Annotated in this window: 15 protein-coding genes; 7 read left to right on the plus strand and 8 right to left on the minus strand. The window is 64.8% G+C overall.

The window, feature by feature from the left end; all coding sequences use genetic code 11:
- Genes ACZ2GY_RS11850 through ACZ2GY_RS11860 form a run of 3 tightly spaced genes read right to left on the minus strand, consistent with a single transcriptional unit; the run spans window position 1 to window position 2,131 of the window.
- On the minus strand, window positions 1-195 hold the full coding sequence (locus ACZ2GY_RS11850) for a hypothetical protein (RefSeq protein WP_277357679.1): 195 nt from the start codon (window positions 193-195) through the stop codon (window positions 1-3).
- Window positions 192-833 (minus strand): helix-turn-helix domain-containing protein, encoded by a 642-nt coding sequence (locus tag ACZ2GY_RS11855; protein ID WP_471671956.1) that lies wholly within the window; start codon window positions 831-833, stop codon window positions 192-194. Before ACZ2GY_RS11855 ends, ACZ2GY_RS11850 begins: the two co-directional genes overlap by 4 nt.
- A 50-nt stretch (window positions 834-883) precedes the next feature.
- On the minus strand, window positions 884-2,131 hold the full coding sequence (locus ACZ2GY_RS11860) for an MFS transporter (protein WP_471671957.1): 1,248 nt from the start codon (window positions 2,129-2,131) through the stop codon (window positions 884-886).
- A gap of 149 nt (window positions 2,132-2,280) precedes the next feature.
- Between ACZ2GY_RS11860 and ACZ2GY_RS11865 the strand changes: the two genes are divergently transcribed.
- The 4 genes from ACZ2GY_RS11865 to ACZ2GY_RS11880 all read left to right on the plus strand — a co-directional run bounded on the left by ACZ2GY_RS11865 (window position 2,281) and on the right by ACZ2GY_RS11880 (window position 5,589).
- Window positions 2,281-2,775 (plus strand): Lrp/AsnC family transcriptional regulator, encoded by a 495-nt coding sequence (locus ACZ2GY_RS11865; RefSeq protein WP_277357681.1) that lies wholly within the window; start codon window positions 2,281-2,283, stop codon window positions 2,773-2,775.
- Window positions 2,776-2,841: 66 nt separating this feature from the next.
- Window positions 2,842-3,261, plus strand: coding sequence for a hypothetical protein (locus tag ACZ2GY_RS11870; protein ID WP_277357682.1), 420 nt, complete (start codon window positions 2,842-2,844; stop codon window positions 3,259-3,261).
- Complete coding sequence (locus tag ACZ2GY_RS11875; RefSeq protein ID WP_471671958.1) at window positions 3,251-4,921, plus strand: sensor histidine kinase; 1,671 nt, start codon at window positions 3,251-3,253, stop codon at window positions 4,919-4,921. Before ACZ2GY_RS11870 ends, ACZ2GY_RS11875 begins: the two co-directional genes overlap by 11 nt.
- Window positions 4,918-5,589 (plus strand): response regulator transcription factor, encoded by a 672-nt coding sequence (locus tag ACZ2GY_RS11880; protein ID WP_277357684.1) that lies wholly within the window; start codon window positions 4,918-4,920, stop codon window positions 5,587-5,589. Before ACZ2GY_RS11875 ends, ACZ2GY_RS11880 begins: the two co-directional genes overlap by 4 nt.
- Window positions 5,590-5,803: 214 nt before the next feature.
- On the opposite strand, the gene ACZ2GY_RS11885 is transcribed toward ACZ2GY_RS11880, so the two are convergent.
- The 4 genes from ACZ2GY_RS11885 to galU form a co-directional block, all read right to left on the minus strand.
- Window positions 5,804-7,018: a phosphotransferase gene (locus ACZ2GY_RS11885; protein WP_277357685.1), complete on the minus strand. Its 1,215-nt coding sequence runs from the start codon at window positions 7,016-7,018 to the stop codon at window positions 5,804-5,806.
- 27 nt (window positions 7,019-7,045) lie between these two features.
- The gene (locus tag ACZ2GY_RS11890; protein WP_471671959.1) at window positions 7,046-8,002 is read right to left on the minus strand and encodes a hypothetical protein; all 957 of its coding nucleotides are present in this window, start codon (window positions 8,000-8,002) and stop codon (window positions 7,046-7,048) included.
- Between the two features lie 78 nt (window positions 8,003-8,080).
- A complete protein-coding gene (locus ACZ2GY_RS11895) occupies window positions 8,081-8,704 on the minus strand; it encodes a GNAT family N-acetyltransferase (RefSeq protein WP_471671960.1) in 624 nt (207 codons plus the stop codon).
- A gap of 8 nt (window positions 8,705-8,712) precedes the next feature.
- Window positions 8,713-9,615, minus strand: coding sequence for a UTP--glucose-1-phosphate uridylyltransferase GalU (gene galU / locus ACZ2GY_RS11900; RefSeq protein WP_056544238.1), 903 nt, complete (start codon window positions 9,613-9,615; stop codon window positions 8,713-8,715).
- Window positions 9,616-9,687: 72 nt separating this feature from the next.
- On the opposite strand from galU, the gene ACZ2GY_RS11905 reads away from it, so the two are divergent.
- From ACZ2GY_RS11905 to cpaB, 3 genes are all read left to right on the plus strand, one after another.
- On the plus strand, window positions 9,688-10,359 hold the full coding sequence (locus ACZ2GY_RS11905; RefSeq protein ID WP_471671961.1) for a 5-formyltetrahydrofolate cyclo-ligase: 672 nt from the start codon (window positions 9,688-9,690) through the stop codon (window positions 10,357-10,359).
- Window positions 10,360-10,459: 100 nt separating this feature from the next.
- Complete coding sequence (locus ACZ2GY_RS11910) at window positions 10,460-10,804, plus strand: FmdB family zinc ribbon protein (protein WP_471671962.1); 345 nt, start codon at window positions 10,460-10,462, stop codon at window positions 10,802-10,804.
- Between the two features lie 133 nt (window positions 10,805-10,937).
- Window positions 10,938-11,618: a Flp pilus assembly protein CpaB gene (cpaB, locus tag ACZ2GY_RS11915; protein WP_471671963.1), complete on the plus strand. Its 681-nt coding sequence runs from the start codon at window positions 10,938-10,940 to the stop codon at window positions 11,616-11,618.
- Window positions 11,619-11,710: 92 nt separating this feature from the next.
- On the opposite strand, the gene ACZ2GY_RS11920 is transcribed toward cpaB, so the two are convergent.
- Window positions 11,711-15,793, minus strand: coding sequence for a DUF4011 domain-containing protein (locus tag ACZ2GY_RS11920; protein WP_471671964.1), 4,083 nt, complete (start codon window positions 15,791-15,793; stop codon window positions 11,711-11,713).
- Window positions 15,794-15,843 lie beyond the last annotated feature (50 nt).

Consider the following 15,843-nt stretch of genomic DNA (forward strand, 5'->3'; position numbering starts at 1 on the left):
CTAGAGCCACAGCCCTGAATGACGGAGAGCCGTTCCGTCGCGGAGACGGTCCTCGTGTGCACGGTGGTCAACCATCGTGTGTTCCTGCGCAGCGCGCCGTTCGCCTGTGCTGACGAGCCAGCGGCCAACAGCAATGAGCAGGGCTTCGAATCCGGAGGGTTGTGCTGGTGGGTAGAGACCGGCAAGCGTGGTCATGGCGTGTGCTCTTTTCGGGAAGCAGGCTCAGGGAACTGGCCCTGGACGATCGGAAAGGTGTTCAGGTGGATCTGCACGGCCTTGGCGTCCGGCGAAGCATTGCCGTCCGGCCGGTACTTTTCGAAGAGGTCGCGTGCAAGGCGCATCAGCTCATCCGACAGCTCAGCGAGTTGGGCAGCGGTGAGACGGGCGTTGATGGTGGAGATGACCGAGGCATCCAGCCACTCCTCCGGCAGTACGAACGGACCGCGTTCCATGTAGTCCTCGAGCAGCGCGGCCCGATTATGGCTGAACTCCCGATTGACGATTGCGGCAACCTCCCGGGTACCGGGATCATGCGCCATTTCACTGGAGTAGAGGTTGAGGGCACCGGGTGGGCGCTCCCACCAGCGCTCTCGCGCTGATCCCCGACCTTCCACTTCACGGACAAGCTCGTGCCGCGCCAATTGCCTCAGGTGGTAGCTGGTGGACCCGCTCGACTCCCCGAGCCGGGCTGCGAGCGCACTGGCAGTCTGCGGACCGAACTGCGACAACGCGTTCAAAAGCTGGATCCTCAGTGGATGCGTCAGCGCTTTCAAAGCGTTGATATCGACAGTGCGATCGTTCGGTTTGGCAGACTCCATGAGAGGAGAATACACCTGCAAAGATTCCTTTGCAATGCTTTCTTTGCAAATACTTCTTTGTAGATTCAGGCCTTTGATGCAGCGCTTCGGCGAAGGTAAATCGCCATACCGACGCAGGCAGCCGCAATCACAGCCGAAAAGAAAGTGACCGCAGTCATCAGCCCCAGTGCATCCACGGCGAGGCCCAAACCAAGCACCGGGACGGCGCTTCCGAGGTAGGTGATCACATAGACGGTGCTGATGATCTGTGCATGCTGGGAGCCTTCAACCTGCTGCGCGACCGCGTTGAAGAGGATTCGGAAGGCGATCCCCTGCCCCGCTCCAGCAAGAACAAACGCGGCAACAAAGAGGGAAACGCTGCCCACACTGCCCGCGAGCGGAACAAGCGCGACCCCGCCCGCCATAATGAGCAGCCCAACTGCTCCGGCCTGCGCGGGTTTCGCTGCGCCCTGCGGGAATAGCTGGCTCGCAGCCGAGACCGCCAGGACCAGCCCGGCAATCACGCCCACCAAAGGCCTGCTGACCTCTCCGGCCATGGCGGTGACATAGGTCGGTGCCAGGCTGAGCGAGAAGCCGAACACGGCGAAACTGAGAAAGCCGACGGCGGCAGCGGACCAGAACGCCCTGCGCGCGGTCCTGGACACCGCTGGGCGTCTTGGCTTCAATGCGGACAATGGGCGGGCAGGCAGCGCGGGCTTGATCGCGGGGCGGGCATCGAGGCGCACCAATGGAATCAGAAGCAGCGCGAGGAAGACGGCGTAGATCCCGAACGGAACCCTTGTCGGCTCGGGAAGCAGGGACAGGAGTCCGCCCACGATCGGCCCTGCAGCCACTCCCCCCGCGGACGCAACCAGCGTAAAGCGTGACGCCCATTCCGGACGGTGCGGCAACAGATCCCGCAGCGCTGCAGAACTGGCGCCGGTAGCGCACGCCACTGCCGCTCCCTGAAGGCAGCGGCCCAGGACCAGCATGGGCAGCGATGTGGCTGTGCCGAACACAACAACACCCACTACGCCGGTGAGGACGGCGAGCACCAGTGCAGCCCGGCGCCCGATATGGTCCGACCAGTGACCGACCAGGAGCAGGCCCGCGACAAGGGTCAGAACGTACGCGGAGAACGCTACCGTCGTATCGAAGGCGCTGAGGCCGAGGTTGGCGCGGATCAGCGGGTATAGCGGGGTCGCGAGATTGGCCCCCACCAGCAGCGTGGCCAGCACGACGACGGTGAGGCCGAGCCGTGTGCGCCTTGATGCGTCCCAGCGGGGAGACTGCGCGGTTGCAGGACGCATCCGCAATTCGCTGATGACGCTCATGTACACCTTCCGCCGATTCCTACCATTCCTCCTATTGATGGTGAGGTCTGGGGGTTAGCGTGGCAGCTGAATTCGGCATACTCTGATCATCGTGCTCAAAACTCGTGGGAGATTAGGCTCCCCGGTGGGCTGAACGAGGAGTTGTACGCATGCTGGACCGAACAGACATCCGTCTCCTCCGCGAGTTGGTCCACGAACCGCGCTCGCAGGTCAGCCAGCTCAGCGAGACTCTCGGCATGGCCCGCAACACCGCGCAGGCGAGGATGCAGCGGCTGTTCAGATCAGGCATCCTGCGCAGGAGCGGAAGGGAACTGGACCTTGCGCGGCTGGAGTACGACGTCGTCGCTTTCGTCACGATCGAAGTAACCCACCGGGAACTGGACGGTGTCATCTCGGCACTGCGCACGCTGGAACAGGTGCTCGAGGTTCATGAGATCTCAGGCCGTGGCGACGTATGGTGCCGGGTGGCGGCGAAAGACACCCATCACCTCCAGTCAGCGCTGCGGTCGGTCCTGCGCATCAAGGGCGTAATCCGAACCGAGACAGTGCTGGCCCTGCATGAACACATCCCGTACCGCGTGGAGCCTCTGCTTGACCGGCTGCTTGCCGAGAAGTCACAGGCCAAACCGTCTTCGGAATCCTGATCACCGCCCGGAAATAGCCGCTTCCGTTCTCATCTGCATCTCATGATGTGTGGGGATACTTGGTACATGAAACGGTCACAGGTGCATACCTGGCTCATTACCGCAGCCAGCGCGGGAGCTGTTGTTGCGGTTGGCGTGGCGATGATCGGCTCGTTGCGCGGGCCTGCACCGGAGAACCTGGGACCAGCCGTAGGCGTGACCGACACGCAGGTACCGGCGCCTCCGGGCACTCCCTCGCCTAGCCCCACGCAAACTCCCACCCCGGCAAGCACCGCGGCTCCGTCCGTTTCCCCCTCGGAAGTGCCCGCCCCTCCCGCGCCGGAGCCCTCGGCCGAAGCGACTGTCGAACCTACGGAAGCGGCCTCGCCGCCACCCGCTGTTGTTCCCGCCCCGCCGCCCGTGATCCAGGACGACGATGACGACAGAGGTCGGGGACGCGGCGGCGATGACGGCATTGAGGATGACGGCGAGGTAGATGATGACTAGGCCCAACGCCGGAGCATCCACCCGTCCCGCAACGGGCCCGGCCTTGCCGCCACTGGGTGAGGCACCACCCACGGAGCGGATGGCGCTGGGCCCTCCCCCGTCCGCTGAACCGACGATCCTCGTGAAGCTGCCGCACGTGGTGGAACCAGACGCTCCCGCTGCAGCTGGCGAACGCGAGGGCAAACCCGGACTCCGGACCCGTATCCTCCAGTCGCTGCGCGGATACTCATCGGTGCGCACCCGGGTGCTGGCGGCAATGCTGGTACTCAGCGCGCTGGGGCTGCTGCTCGCCGGCGCCACTGCCTACGCACTGCAGCGCAACGACCTCAACAGCGAGATGGATGAATCACTGGCCCGCAGCTTCCAGGAGCTGGAAACCCTGTTGGCAACCGGTATTGATCCCGACACACTGGAGCCGTTCGTGGAGGCGGACCAGCTGGTCTACCTCCTCATGCAGCGCACGCTGACCCAGCCCAATGAAGGAATGATGGCGGTACGCGGTGACCAGGTGATTTTCTTCGCGAACGAGGAGGTCGACGTCCGCCTTGAGGATGATCCGGAGCTGGTCAACTATGTAACCGATGTAGCGCCGCCGGATCAGGTGACCATTCAGTCGGTAAGTACCGCCTTCACCGACTACCGGGTTCTGGTGGCCCCGGTCATGCTCGCGAATGATACCCAACCGACCTTCTTCGTACTGGGATTTGATGCCGAGGCGGAGCACCAGCAGCTGAACCGGACCTTCGGCACCTATGCGCTGATCAGCTTCGCCACGCTGGCGCTCATCGGCGTCGTAGGATTCCTCCTCGTCGGCAAGCTGCTCGATCCTATCCGCAGGGTCCGCACAACTGCGCAGCGCATCACGGACACGGACCTCTCGCAGCGGATCGAGGTGACCGGCAATGATGATCTTTCCGACCTGACCCGCACGGTCAACGCCATGCTCGACCGCCTGGAGGGCTCGTTCACCTCACAGCGCCAACTGCTCGACGACGTCGGTCACGAATTGCGCACGCCGATCACCATTGTGCAGGGGCACCTGGAGCTGCAGGACTCGTCAGACCCGAGGGATGTCCAGGCGGTGCGCGACATCGCCCTGGATGAGCTCGACCGGATGCGACTGCTGGTGGATGACCTCGTAACCCTCGCCGGCATAGCAGGGCCGAACTTCGTGCGCCCCGAACCTGTAAATCTCGGCAGACTGACCGACGATGTGATGGACAAGGCACGGACACTGGGGGCCCGCCGCTGGATCATCGATTCGCGGGCGGAGGCAATTGCAGTGCTGGATCCACGCAGGATCACCCAGGCGTGGCTGCAGCTGGTGGCCAACTCGGTGAAATTCACCGAGGGAGGAACCACCATAGCGATCGGCTCCCGCAAGGACGACGACGGCGCGTGGCTCTGGGTGCGCGACGAAGGCACGGGCATCGCCCGTGAGGACCAGAAGAGGATCTTCGATCGCTTCGAACGTGGGCCGAGCAGCAAGCGCACCGAAGGCGCCGGTCTCGGCCTCACGATCGTCAGCGCTATTACGGAGGCACATGGGGGTGCCGTTGAGCTTCGGTCTGCACCCGGGCAGGGCTCGACGTTCACTATGGCGATCCCGTCCCTGCCGCTGGGCTCCACCCCGACCACCGCTGAGGAAGAACGTCCGTGAGCCAGATCCTGATCGTTGAGGACGAAGACCGTATCAGCTCCTTCGTGGCCAAGGGCCTGCGTTCCGCCGGCTACGTGCCGACCGTGGCAGATAACGGGCGGGATGGGTACCAGCTCGCGCAGACGGGAGACTTCGAGCTCATAGTGCTGGACCTCGGGCTGCCTGACCAAGACGGTTTCACCGTGCTGCGCCGGCTCCGGGAGTCCAAGAACAGCACTCCGGTCATCATTCTCTCGGCGCGCAGCTCGGTCGATGACACCGTGGCGGGGCTGGAGGGCGGTGCGGATGACTACATGTCCAAGCCCTTCCGATTTGAAGAGCTGCTGGCACGGGTGCGCCTGCGCCTTCGGCAGGAAGCCCCGACCGCCGACAACTCCGTGCTCTCCCACGGCGATCTCCAGCTTGATCTGAGGTCCCGCAGGGCGCTCGTCAACGGGAAGGAAGTGGATCTCTCAGCACGGGAGTTCGCTCTCGCAGAGGCGTTCCTTCGCAATCCCGGCCAGGTACTCAGCCGGGAACAGCTGCTCTCCCGCGTCTGGGGTTATGACTTCGATCCCGGCTCCAACGTGGTGGACGTCTACGTGCGCTACTTGCGGAACAAGCTGGGCGCCGAGCGCTTCGCGACCGTGCGCGGTATGGGCTACCGGCTCGTCGCCGACGTTTCCTGACACACCTCTACCGCCGCGAGATCAGCGTCCGGATCTCGGGCCACCGTCCACCTGGTTCCAGCATGGGCGGACCCGGGCGCGGTTGGGGGAGACGCACCCGGGTCCTTCGGAAGTGACCGGTTGGGACAACTGCTGTCCGAACCGGCCACGGGTCCCGTTGCTCAATCATGGCGATCCATTGTGAGAGCAGGAGGAAGCCCTGATGAGAAAACTCTCATCCAGCAGCCGGACCCGGACCGCGGCCCGGACCCAGGAAGTTCTCAGCCACCAGCAGCCGCTGCAGCGCGCCTTCCCGCCAGCCGCCGCCGGCCTGGTTCCGGCCTGAATTCCTTGCACCCGCTACAAGAGTCAGGCTCACCCCTGCCGCCCGTGCCCTAAGCGCTGTGGGGTCGACCCGCTCCTCGAATACCCTTTGGAACCGCGCCAGCGCTGCGGGAACTGCGGTGTAGCGTTCATCAACGCAGGGCAGCATGGCAAGGTGGGCCAGGAAACATGCCAAATCGTCGATCAGGTGGCCGGGACCCAACCCGTCGAGATCAAGAACAGCAGTGATGCTTCCGCCATCGACCAGAAGATTGCCCTCATAGAAATCACCATGGGTTGGAACCACCGGCCCGGCCGGTGCTGCGCGGATGCCATATTCCACCCTGGAAGCCAGCGTTTTGATCCGCTCCGATTGGTCAGGCAGCACGGCTGTGGCGGCGCCCGCGTAGCGGTGGACTCCCGCAGACCACGGCCGCCGCGCCGGCAGGTCACACACGGCACGGGGCAACCGCTCCAGCAGATCGACCACAACTTCCGGCTCAAAACCGGTTGCGCCATCCTCCAGCAGCCGCTGCGCGAGTGGTGTTCCGGACGCCTGCCTGGTGACCAGCACATCCCTGCGCGGGGACTCCGCAGGTTGTGGAACGGGAATGCCGGCATCGAGCAGTAGCCGGTGCCTCTCGTACAGCGCCGCAGCGCGGCCCCGCGGCAGCACCTTCAGGAAGCGGGTCTCCCCCGCGCCCTCGGCCCGAAGCACTGCCCGCCTCATGGGGCGATAGCCGAACGTTGTCAGCGTGGCCGCAGGCACACCGAACAGTTCGGGACCAACAGAGCGGGCATCGCACGCCCAGTCCAGATCAGGAAGCAGCGGATCATTGGGATGGCTCCAGGCCAGGAGCGGCAGGCCTTCCGGACCGTGCAGGCGCACGGAACGGGCAAACGTTCCGGGTACCGGACGGGTGGTGACGCACAGGAACCCGTTCAGTATTTCGCCCGATACCTCGCATCGGATGGCGTAAATACCCGTGACTCCCGCGCCCGGCCGGTGATGGATGCCGCTCAGGGACCATTGGATGAGCGAACCGGTCAGGGCTGCTGCCGCCGCCTCGAGCGCCGGCCCAATGGCCCGTCCTTCCAGCAGCGCGAGCTCTTCCGCCTCCGTCAACGAAACACTCGGGCTTTCAGCCGCGGACTAGGCGCGGCGACGCTGCAGGATGTCGTCCAGGTTCATCTTGGGTGTAGCTGATGTCTCGGCCTGCGGAGCAGCAGTCGTGGGCGCGGAAGCAGTCGTGGGCGCGACGGCACCGTTCTTGATCGGCGTCTTTGCCACGGGCTTTGGCGCCTCGGGCAGGTCCAGCGGAGCCGGATCCTCGCGCTCAGCTTTCGGAGCCTCAATGTACATGGGCTTCGGTACCTGCACGGGCTGCCAGGGCGTTCCTGAGCCGGCGGGATTCTCTCCCGACTCTGCGGCAACAGCGAGTGCCGCTGCGCGCAGCTCGGCTGCAGTGAACTGGACCGGGGCAGCGACCGTGGCGGAGGCGCCGTCGTCGTGAGGTGTGCTTTCTTCCGCCGTGTTGGGGCTTCCCTGCTCCTCGGCATTGAACAGCGTGGTGGGCCGCTGCACTGTGTGCCGTTCCGGGGCTGGGACGGCTGCCGGCTCCCGCGGTGCAGCCGAGACCTGCTGGGGACTGCGGCTGCGCCCGCGCAGTGCAAGCGTGCGCAGCACTGCGACGCTGGCGATCGCCACCAGGAGCGCAACCACAGGAAGGACTGAAGGGGCCAGGCCGACGACGGCGAGCACCGAGGTGACAAGCGCTGTTGTGAGCGCAACCGCGCCGACCAGCGCGATTGTGAGCCTGCCCCAGTGAATCCGGAGGCCCGGTGCGCCGCCTGACACCTTCGAGGACCCTGAACCTGCGCGCCCGGCAGACGGGGATGCGGATGCGGGCCGTGAATTATCAGCGGCGGACATTGTCATGACGCTCCTCTGGAAACCGGCGTCTCCGTGTGCGGTGCTTGGAAATGCGATGGGTGCGAGGCCGGTAACGGGCAGTGGCTGCCGGCGCCGCATCAGGAAGGGGGCCACCCAGATGAGCCAGAGCCCGACGATTGCCGCCAGTACGACTGAGCTGTTCAGAGAGAAGTCCACCTACAAAACGTTAGGAGCAGTTGCCCCTTCGGTCTCTCATTCGCGGCGGTGTGTCCGAGGGGGAAATCAAGAAGTTCGTCAGAGCCGCGGCGCTCTCTCCTGCCACCTGCGCAAAAGACCGCCTGGAACCTCGTCCGACGTCAACGCAAAGGAACGATGGTCGGCCCAGGAACCGGCGATATGCAGGTAGGACCGACGAATACCCTCATCCCTGAAACCCAGCTTCTGGACTACCCGGAGACTGGCAGCGTTTTCCGGCCGGATGTTGATTTCCATGCGGTGCAGACCGAGTTCCCAGAAGCAGTAGTCGGTTGCCAGCGCCACCGCAGTCGGCGCAATTCCCCGGCCCGCCCGCTCCCTGTCCACCCAATAACCGAGTGTCGCTGTGAGGGCGGAACCCCACACGATTCCTGACACGGTGAGCTGGCCTGCCATGGCAGGCCTGTCTCCACCTTCGGGCCGCTCTGCGATCACGAACGGCAGCGCACTGGCCGAGCGCACCTGCGAATTCAGCGCCCGCACCATCTCGTGGTAGGTCGGCAAGTATCCGCCCGGTGCCGGGTTGGACGCTTCCCATGGCGAAAGCCAGTCCAGGTTGCGCTGACGCAATTCCAGCCACTCGCGTTTGTCGCGGTGCCGGAGCGGACGTAGAACTAGGTTGCCGGCTTCAAGGGTGACCGGCCAGGTGAACCGACCCCACATGTCAGTTGTTAGCCGTCGAAGGAGCCAGTGAACTCCTGCAGCCACTTCCTCAGGTCAGGACCGAGGTCTTCCCGTTCGGAGGAGAGGGTGACTACTGCCTTGAGGTAGCTCAGCTTGTCCCCCGTGTCATACCGGCGGCCGCGGAAGACAACGCCATAAACGCCGGATCCCTCTCCCTCTGCGGCTGCAAGGGTCTGCAGAGCGTCGGTCAGCTGGATTTCGCCGCCACGGCCCGGTCCGGTTTCCTCCAGGACTCCGAAGACACGAGGATGCAGGACATAGCGTCCGATGACCGCAAGGTTGGATGGCGCCTCGTCAGCAGCGGGCTTCTCAACCAGCTTGTTGACGCGGACGTATTCCTCACCGTCGAGCCCGGAAATGTCAGCACAGCCGTAGGCGCTGATCTGATCGGGATCAACTTCGATCAGCGCGATCACGGACCCCCCGGTTCTGGCCTGGACATCGATCATGGTCTCAAGCAGTTCATCGCGCTCATCGATCAGGTCATCGCCGAGCAGCACGGCAAAGGGCTCGTCCCCAACATGAAGCTTGGCCCGCAGCACCGCATGCCCGAGACCCTTGGGATCCCCCTGACGGAGGTAGTGAATGTCTCCGAGCTCCGAGGCGCGACGCACGGAGGCGAGCTTCTCGAAATCACCCTTTGCCTCAAGGGTCTGCTCGATGAACGGCACCCGATCGAAGTGGTCCTCGAGTGACCTCTTGTTGCGCCCGGTGATCATGAGGATGTCATTGATACCGGCGCCTACCGCTTCCTCGACCACATACTGAATGGCCGGCCGGTCCACAACCGGCAGCATTTCCTTGGGCATCGCCTTGGTGGCCGGCAGGAACCTGGTACCCAGCCCAGCTGCAGGAATGACGGCCTTGTTCACTCTTGGTCGCTCAGTCATGCCACAACACTACAGAATTGGGCGCTCCTTCGATGCACGTGCAACGTCGGACGCCCGCTGTACAGTGCCAGCATGGACTCACCCGCTTCTTTGCCGAAGTCTTCGCCGAACCCGACGCCGGCCTCCCGGATGAAGGAGGAGCTTCGCCGCTCCCTGCGTGAGCGGCGCCGCCACGTGGCGGCACAGGAGCAACAAACAGCAGCAGCCGAGCTGGCCAGGCACGTGCTCACCTGGCTGAACTCCGGCACTGTGCGGGGCGCCGGGTGCATTGCGGCCTACCTGTCAGCTCCTCCGGAGCCCGGCACCGAGGTGCTGTTGCCTGCCCTGATTGAGGCGGGCTACGACGTCGTCGTTCCGGTGTGTGAACCGCGGTACCAGTTGAGCTGGGTGTCCTGGCAACCCGGAGTTGAGCTCGCCAAGAGCCCCCGCGCGCCGCTGTGGGAGCCGGTCGGTGAGCGCCGAAGTTTCACGGCTCTGCTACCGCTCCGCCTGGTGCTTGTGCCCGGGCTGGGCATGGATCAACTGGGAAACAGGATCGGCCAGGGGGGCGGGTACTACGACCGGTTCCTGGCTCAATTGGTCCTCGAACAGCCGGATGCCGCCAGGCTCGGCTATCTGTACAACGAGGAAGTACTACCTGCCGGGAGGGTCGAAGCAACTCCGCTCGATATGCCGCTGCACGGCGCTTTCACGCCCTCGGGTCTCTTCCAGGTATCCGGGCAGCATTCCTCACCCACCGGCTGAACAGTGTAGAATTGGCACTCGGGCGGGTCGAGTGCCAACGTTTCTGGGTCACCAGGGCAACCGGACCGTCACTGAACAACTTTCTCCAGGAGGATTGTCCATGCCTACATACGCTTACGCTTGCAGGGACTGCGGCCATGCCTTCGACGTCCAGCAGTCTTTCTCGGATGACTCCCTGACCGTCTGCCCCGAGTGCGAGGGCAGGCTGCGCAAGAAGTTCAACAGCGTGGGTGTTGTCTTCAAGGGTTCCGGGTTCTACCGAACGGACTCCCGTGCCACGTCCTCCTCAGTCGAGGCGGGCAGCAGCCCGGCGGCCAAGCCGGCTGGAGGCTCGTCGGGGTCAGAGGGCAAGGCACCTTCTTCTTCCCCAGCGTCGTCGTCAGCAACGTCGTCGTCTTCAAGGTCAAAGGGAACCGCGACAACCAGCTCGGCGGCTTCGGCCTAGCCCGGATCTTTTCGCGAGTGCTTTCCGCGTCGGGAGTCCGGGTTGTCCTGCACAGCCGGCACTCCCTGGGCGGTTTTTCCACATAGGGGCTCATTCCGGACCACTGGCACGGCTGCCTGCCTAGCGTTGGTCCATGAGAAAATCCGCCAGCGCTCCCAACCGGACCCGGAACCGGGTCCGCGCGTTCATCTTTCGAAAACGGCGCCTGCTGGCTGCCGGCATCCTCTGCGCTGCCGCCGGCGTCGCTGTTGAAGTGTCCCTGCCACCGGATCCGGCCACCGTGCAGGTAGTTGCTGCGTCAGCGGACCTTCCCGTGGGTACGGTACTTACTGCGGACCAGCTTTCCGTTGTTCATCTTCCCGAGGCGGCCGTCCCGGAACACTCATTCGGTTCACCGGACCTGGTCGCCGGACAGCAGCTGGCAACGCCTGTCTATGCCGGGGATATCCTCGCCCAGAACTTCCTGGTTGGAGCGGGCCTCCTCGTCGGAAGCCCTGAGGGCACGGTGGCTGTCCCCCTTCGACCGGCTGACGCATCAACCGTGCAGCTAGTGGCGGCCGGGCAACGGGTGGACGTGGTGCTGAGCACGGGCAACGGCTTTGAAGTGTCAGCGAAGAACACCGTCCTGGCGCGCGGGCTACCAGTGCTCTGGACGTCCGAAGAATCAGGAACGGGGCCGTTCTCGGCCCCGTCAGGGACCGAAGACGGGCTGGTGGTCGTCGCTGCAAACCCTGATGAAGCCGCGGCGTTGGCCGGAGCCTCCAGCACGGGTCAGGTTCACCTGGTGCTTACCGCGGCGAACAGCAGCGGGTAAGTGAATCCCAGTGCGGCGCACTGGTCCTGAGCCATGGTGGCTGCCGGCCCGAGCACCGCAGTGAGGATGCTAGCTCCAGTGCAGTGAGGATGCTAGCTCCAGTGCGGCGGCTTCTGCTCCTTCAGCCACTCGTCATGGTTGCCGTCGTCGTCATTCCAGGACCGCGGGTCATCCTCACCGGCACGCTGCGGAATGACATCTCCGTGCGGTGCGGTACTCGTTGTTGCCTCGGAGCTGGGCTGGGCTGCAGGGGATGCGGCGCCGGCAGTATGCCCGCTCCCGGAATCGCCGGGCGTGTCTCCGGCGGCGGGTCCGGCCTTGCCACCGGCTGCATCGCCATTGTCTTCGGGCTGGGTGCTGTCGGTTCCGGTTTCCATTGTCTCCCCGTTTCCTGCAGGCGGCTCCTGTGCTGACCGGCGCGAACGCTGACGGTCAGCCTGCTCCAAACCAAGATATCCGAAGATACGGTCGGCGCAGCCTTCCGGGTCAGTGAACACCTCGATCGTCCACAACGGCAGGTAGCGCCAGCCCATCCGTTCGAGCAACTGTGGCCGGAGCCGGCTCCTCTCCCTCACGGTCATCCCACGGTAGCGGTCCGATCCGTCCGACTCGATCGCCACGGGTGAAACAAAAGGCAGAGCTTGATCGGCCGTCGCAACATCCGGAGCGGGTGCTGCGACAATGTCCAGCACCTCGGCGTGATTGCTTCGGACCACGGCGCCGCGCTGCCGGAGTCGTTCCACCAGGTCCGCAACCAGCGGGTCTTCGTTGGCGGCTTCCGTCGGGACCTCGGAGCTCTGCACCGCTTCCTCGCCGAGTTCCCGACGCAGGAGCTCGTAGAAGTCAAGCGCGCCATGTCCCAGGCGTTCAGGATCCAGGTCCTCCGGCCGGAAGCACGTGAGGACGTGCAGCCGGTAGCGGGCGCGGGTCATCGCGGAGACAAACCTGCCACGCCCGCCGGGCGCTGAGAGAGGCCCGAAATTGTGCAGCGCGCGCCCGTGCGGCGTCCGGCCGAAGCCCAGCGAGAAAATAACAGCATCCCGGGTGAGGCCTGCTGCCCGATCAATGGGCACAACGCGGAAAGACTCATTGCCCGGCAGGAAGAAGTCAGCTGCCCACGGAGCGTCAGCCATGGTAAGCCGAACAGCCTCGCCGACCCTCTGGGCGTGCCGAGCGCTTGCAGTCACAACCGCCAGGGAATAACTCGGCCGCTTTCGGATGTGTTCGAAGACCAGATCCACTACGCGGTTCACTTCGGCGGCGACGCTCTCCACGCCGTCGTGATCCGAGCTCGGCATGCCGGTTCCGTCCGCAAGGTACTCGACGGTGAACGCGCGCTCCATTGCGGAAACTTCTGAGGCCGAGGGCAGCCGGGTCAGCTCATCTCCGTAGAAGCGTTCACTGAGGAAGGCGGCCAGATCCTTGTCCACGCCCCGGTAGATCTCCCGAAGCTTCAGCGAAGGGAGGACTGCTGCCAGCGCCTGGTAAGCGCTGGGGAGGTGCTCAGGTGTGTTCCGGCGCTCGTCCTCGACCGACACCGTGAAGCTGCGCGGGCCGCCTAGGCGATCGTCACCGAAGGCGATGACCTGCCGTGTCCGCGCCAAAGCGGGAACCACGGACTGGAGGGAGATCGATTCGGCGTCGAGCACAATGACGGCGTCGAACGTTTTGCCCTGGGGAAGGACCAGCGGCAGGACCAGCGGGCTGGCTGCCCAGACCGGCATGAGGGCGGTGACTAGTTCATCGGCCTGCGCGCTGAGGGCGTCCAGCCCGGGCTCACCCTCGCGCAGCAGGCCGCGGAGCTGATCGGCTTCGGCGGGCATGGTCTCGAGCGCGGCCCGCCACCGTTGAGCGAGTGCCCAGCGGATGCGGCTCGCGCCGGAAGCGACATGCGCATTGTCCGCGAGGCGGTACTCCGCCTCAAGCGTGCGGAGGCTGGCGCCGTCGGACATTGCAAGATAATCATCACCGCTGATCATCGCCTCAAGCGCGGACTGCCACCAGGCCAGCTCAAGCTCTGCCCCCACCTGGCGGGCACCCACTTCACGCGCAGAGAGGTCATCGAGCAGCTCACCCAGGCCGTTGTCCCGCATCTCATCGAGCAGCAGCGTGCGCTCGGGAAGCGTAGCCAGACTCTGCCGGTCGCGGGCCAATTCTGAAAGGCGGGTTGCCAGCTCATCCAGCGGCATCCCGGAAAGCTGCGGCTCGCCCGGCGTGCCGGCCAGCGTCGCCGTGAGCTCGGTAAGTTTGGAATCGATGGCGCGGTAGAAGCTGTTGATCTCCGCCAGCCCCGTCGGCACTGACGGGTGCCGCTCCGTGGTGGCGTACTTCGTCCACAGTGTGCGCTGTTCCTGTACCTCTACGAGGGACTGGTGGAGGTCTGCAATATGAACGCCCGGGCGAACGTATTCCTTGGCGACCCTGCGCAAACGGGACCGCGTCATCGAACTCATCTCGATGGTGCGTTCCCGCCGCCAGGACGAGGACGCCGTTGCCGAGATGAGGTCCGTGACCGGTCGATCGAAGATGTCCGGTGTGAACTTGTCCAGGCTGGCGCGCACGGCGACCAGCAGGTCCAGTTGCCCGCCCCACTCCTCGAAGGTGGTTCCCAGCTCGATGTGCGAGTGCGCCGCAACCGCCCCGACCTTCTCGCGCAAGAGCGGGATGTCCCGGGCCAGGTCCACCGCCAGGCTGTGGGCGTGCTCGGTTTCCTTGCGGTTGCGCAGCTTCGCTCCGTACCACGGGCTGTGGGTCGCTTCCTTGCTGAAGCCGCCCAACTCGGCGGCACGGCGGAGCCGCGTGGTCAGTTCCGTGCGGTTCGGAATGCTGTCCATGACGCTGCGCTTCAACCGTACCGTGGTGGCCGGTGCAGGGTTCAGTGACGTCAGTTCGGCGAGGGACTGCATGGCTTGGTAAGGCGAACACCCCCAGCGCGAGCGTACGTTGTGCAGGGAGCGGACATGGTCAAGCAGTTTGTGCCGGTGGGACACGAGGGTTTCATGCAGGGACGTGAGCTTCGGCTGCACGGCCTTCTCATTGCGCACAATGGCCCGAACCAGCTGATCCTTCAACTGTGTGGAGCTGCTGTTGGCATTGAGTTGCAGCACGAGCGAGCCAAGATTCAGCGCGTCGAGTTGCTGCACGAACTGGTTGAGGGTTCCTCGCCGCTCGGCGACCACGAGCACCCTCTTGCCCTGCTCTGCCAGTGCAGCAGCTGCGTTCAGGGCAGTCTGCGTCTGGCCTGTTCCCGGAGGTGCGGACACAACAACCGACCCGCCTGCCGTTACCGCGTCAAGGACCCGCTGCTGCCCGGAGTCCGCGTCAAGGATCAGGAATTCGGTGGACGGATGCCTGTCATCAAGCGGCATGTCCCGCGACGGCGCTTCCGCATCTGTTGGAGCGTCGATGCCTTCCCGGGCAGCGTCCATCAGCGCAGACAGCAGGGGATGCTCCGGGCTGACAGCTGAGTCCGCTCCGACATCGGCTAGATCAGCGAACGTTGACACGAGGATGTGATGCTCGATGGTCATTCCGCGCACGTTGTCGGTCAGTGCACGGAGGCGGTCCAGCACGGGATGCGGGTCGAAGCGGGCGGTGCTGTAGGCAAGCTGAGCAACGGCTTCTGCGTTGAAATCGATCCCGTGGTCCGTCTGCAGCGTACGCACCAGCGCAGGGTTGAGCCGCGCCTGCTCCGTCAGCTGAAGTTCGTAGTCATCCTGCGATCCGTGCACAGTCAGTGCAACGGAGGTCAGCAGGACCGGTGCCGTCAGCGAGTCCGTGCGGCCGCCGTCGTCCATGGTCCGCCACGAAGCGGTGCCCGCAGCAAGATAGCCGACGTCGATTCCGCGCTCGGTTGCGAGTTCGTAGACCTTGGCACGCAACAGGCGTGCAGCCTTCATGGCGGCGGCGTACTGATCGGGGTCGCGCAGCAGGGTGGACAGGCGTGTCCGGCGGCCTGCCAGAAGCTGCGCAAGGCCGGACGGATGCGCATGCGTGAGGTCTATGCTGTTGGAGCGCGACGGCGTGAAATGCAGCAGCGTATCTGTTCCCGCGTGCGGCCCCAGCCTGCGAAGCCACGGAATCAGGAAATCCTCGGCGGAGTCCCCGGCATCCTGCACTGGCACGGTTGTCCTCTTCCCTGCGGCCTCACGGCCTGATCTTGACCAGATAGGCATGTCTTACAAGCTAGCCGACGCTGCCCCACCGAGGCTGCAAGCAACGCGGG

The organism is Arthrobacter sp. KKT183 (assembly GCF_055657625.1).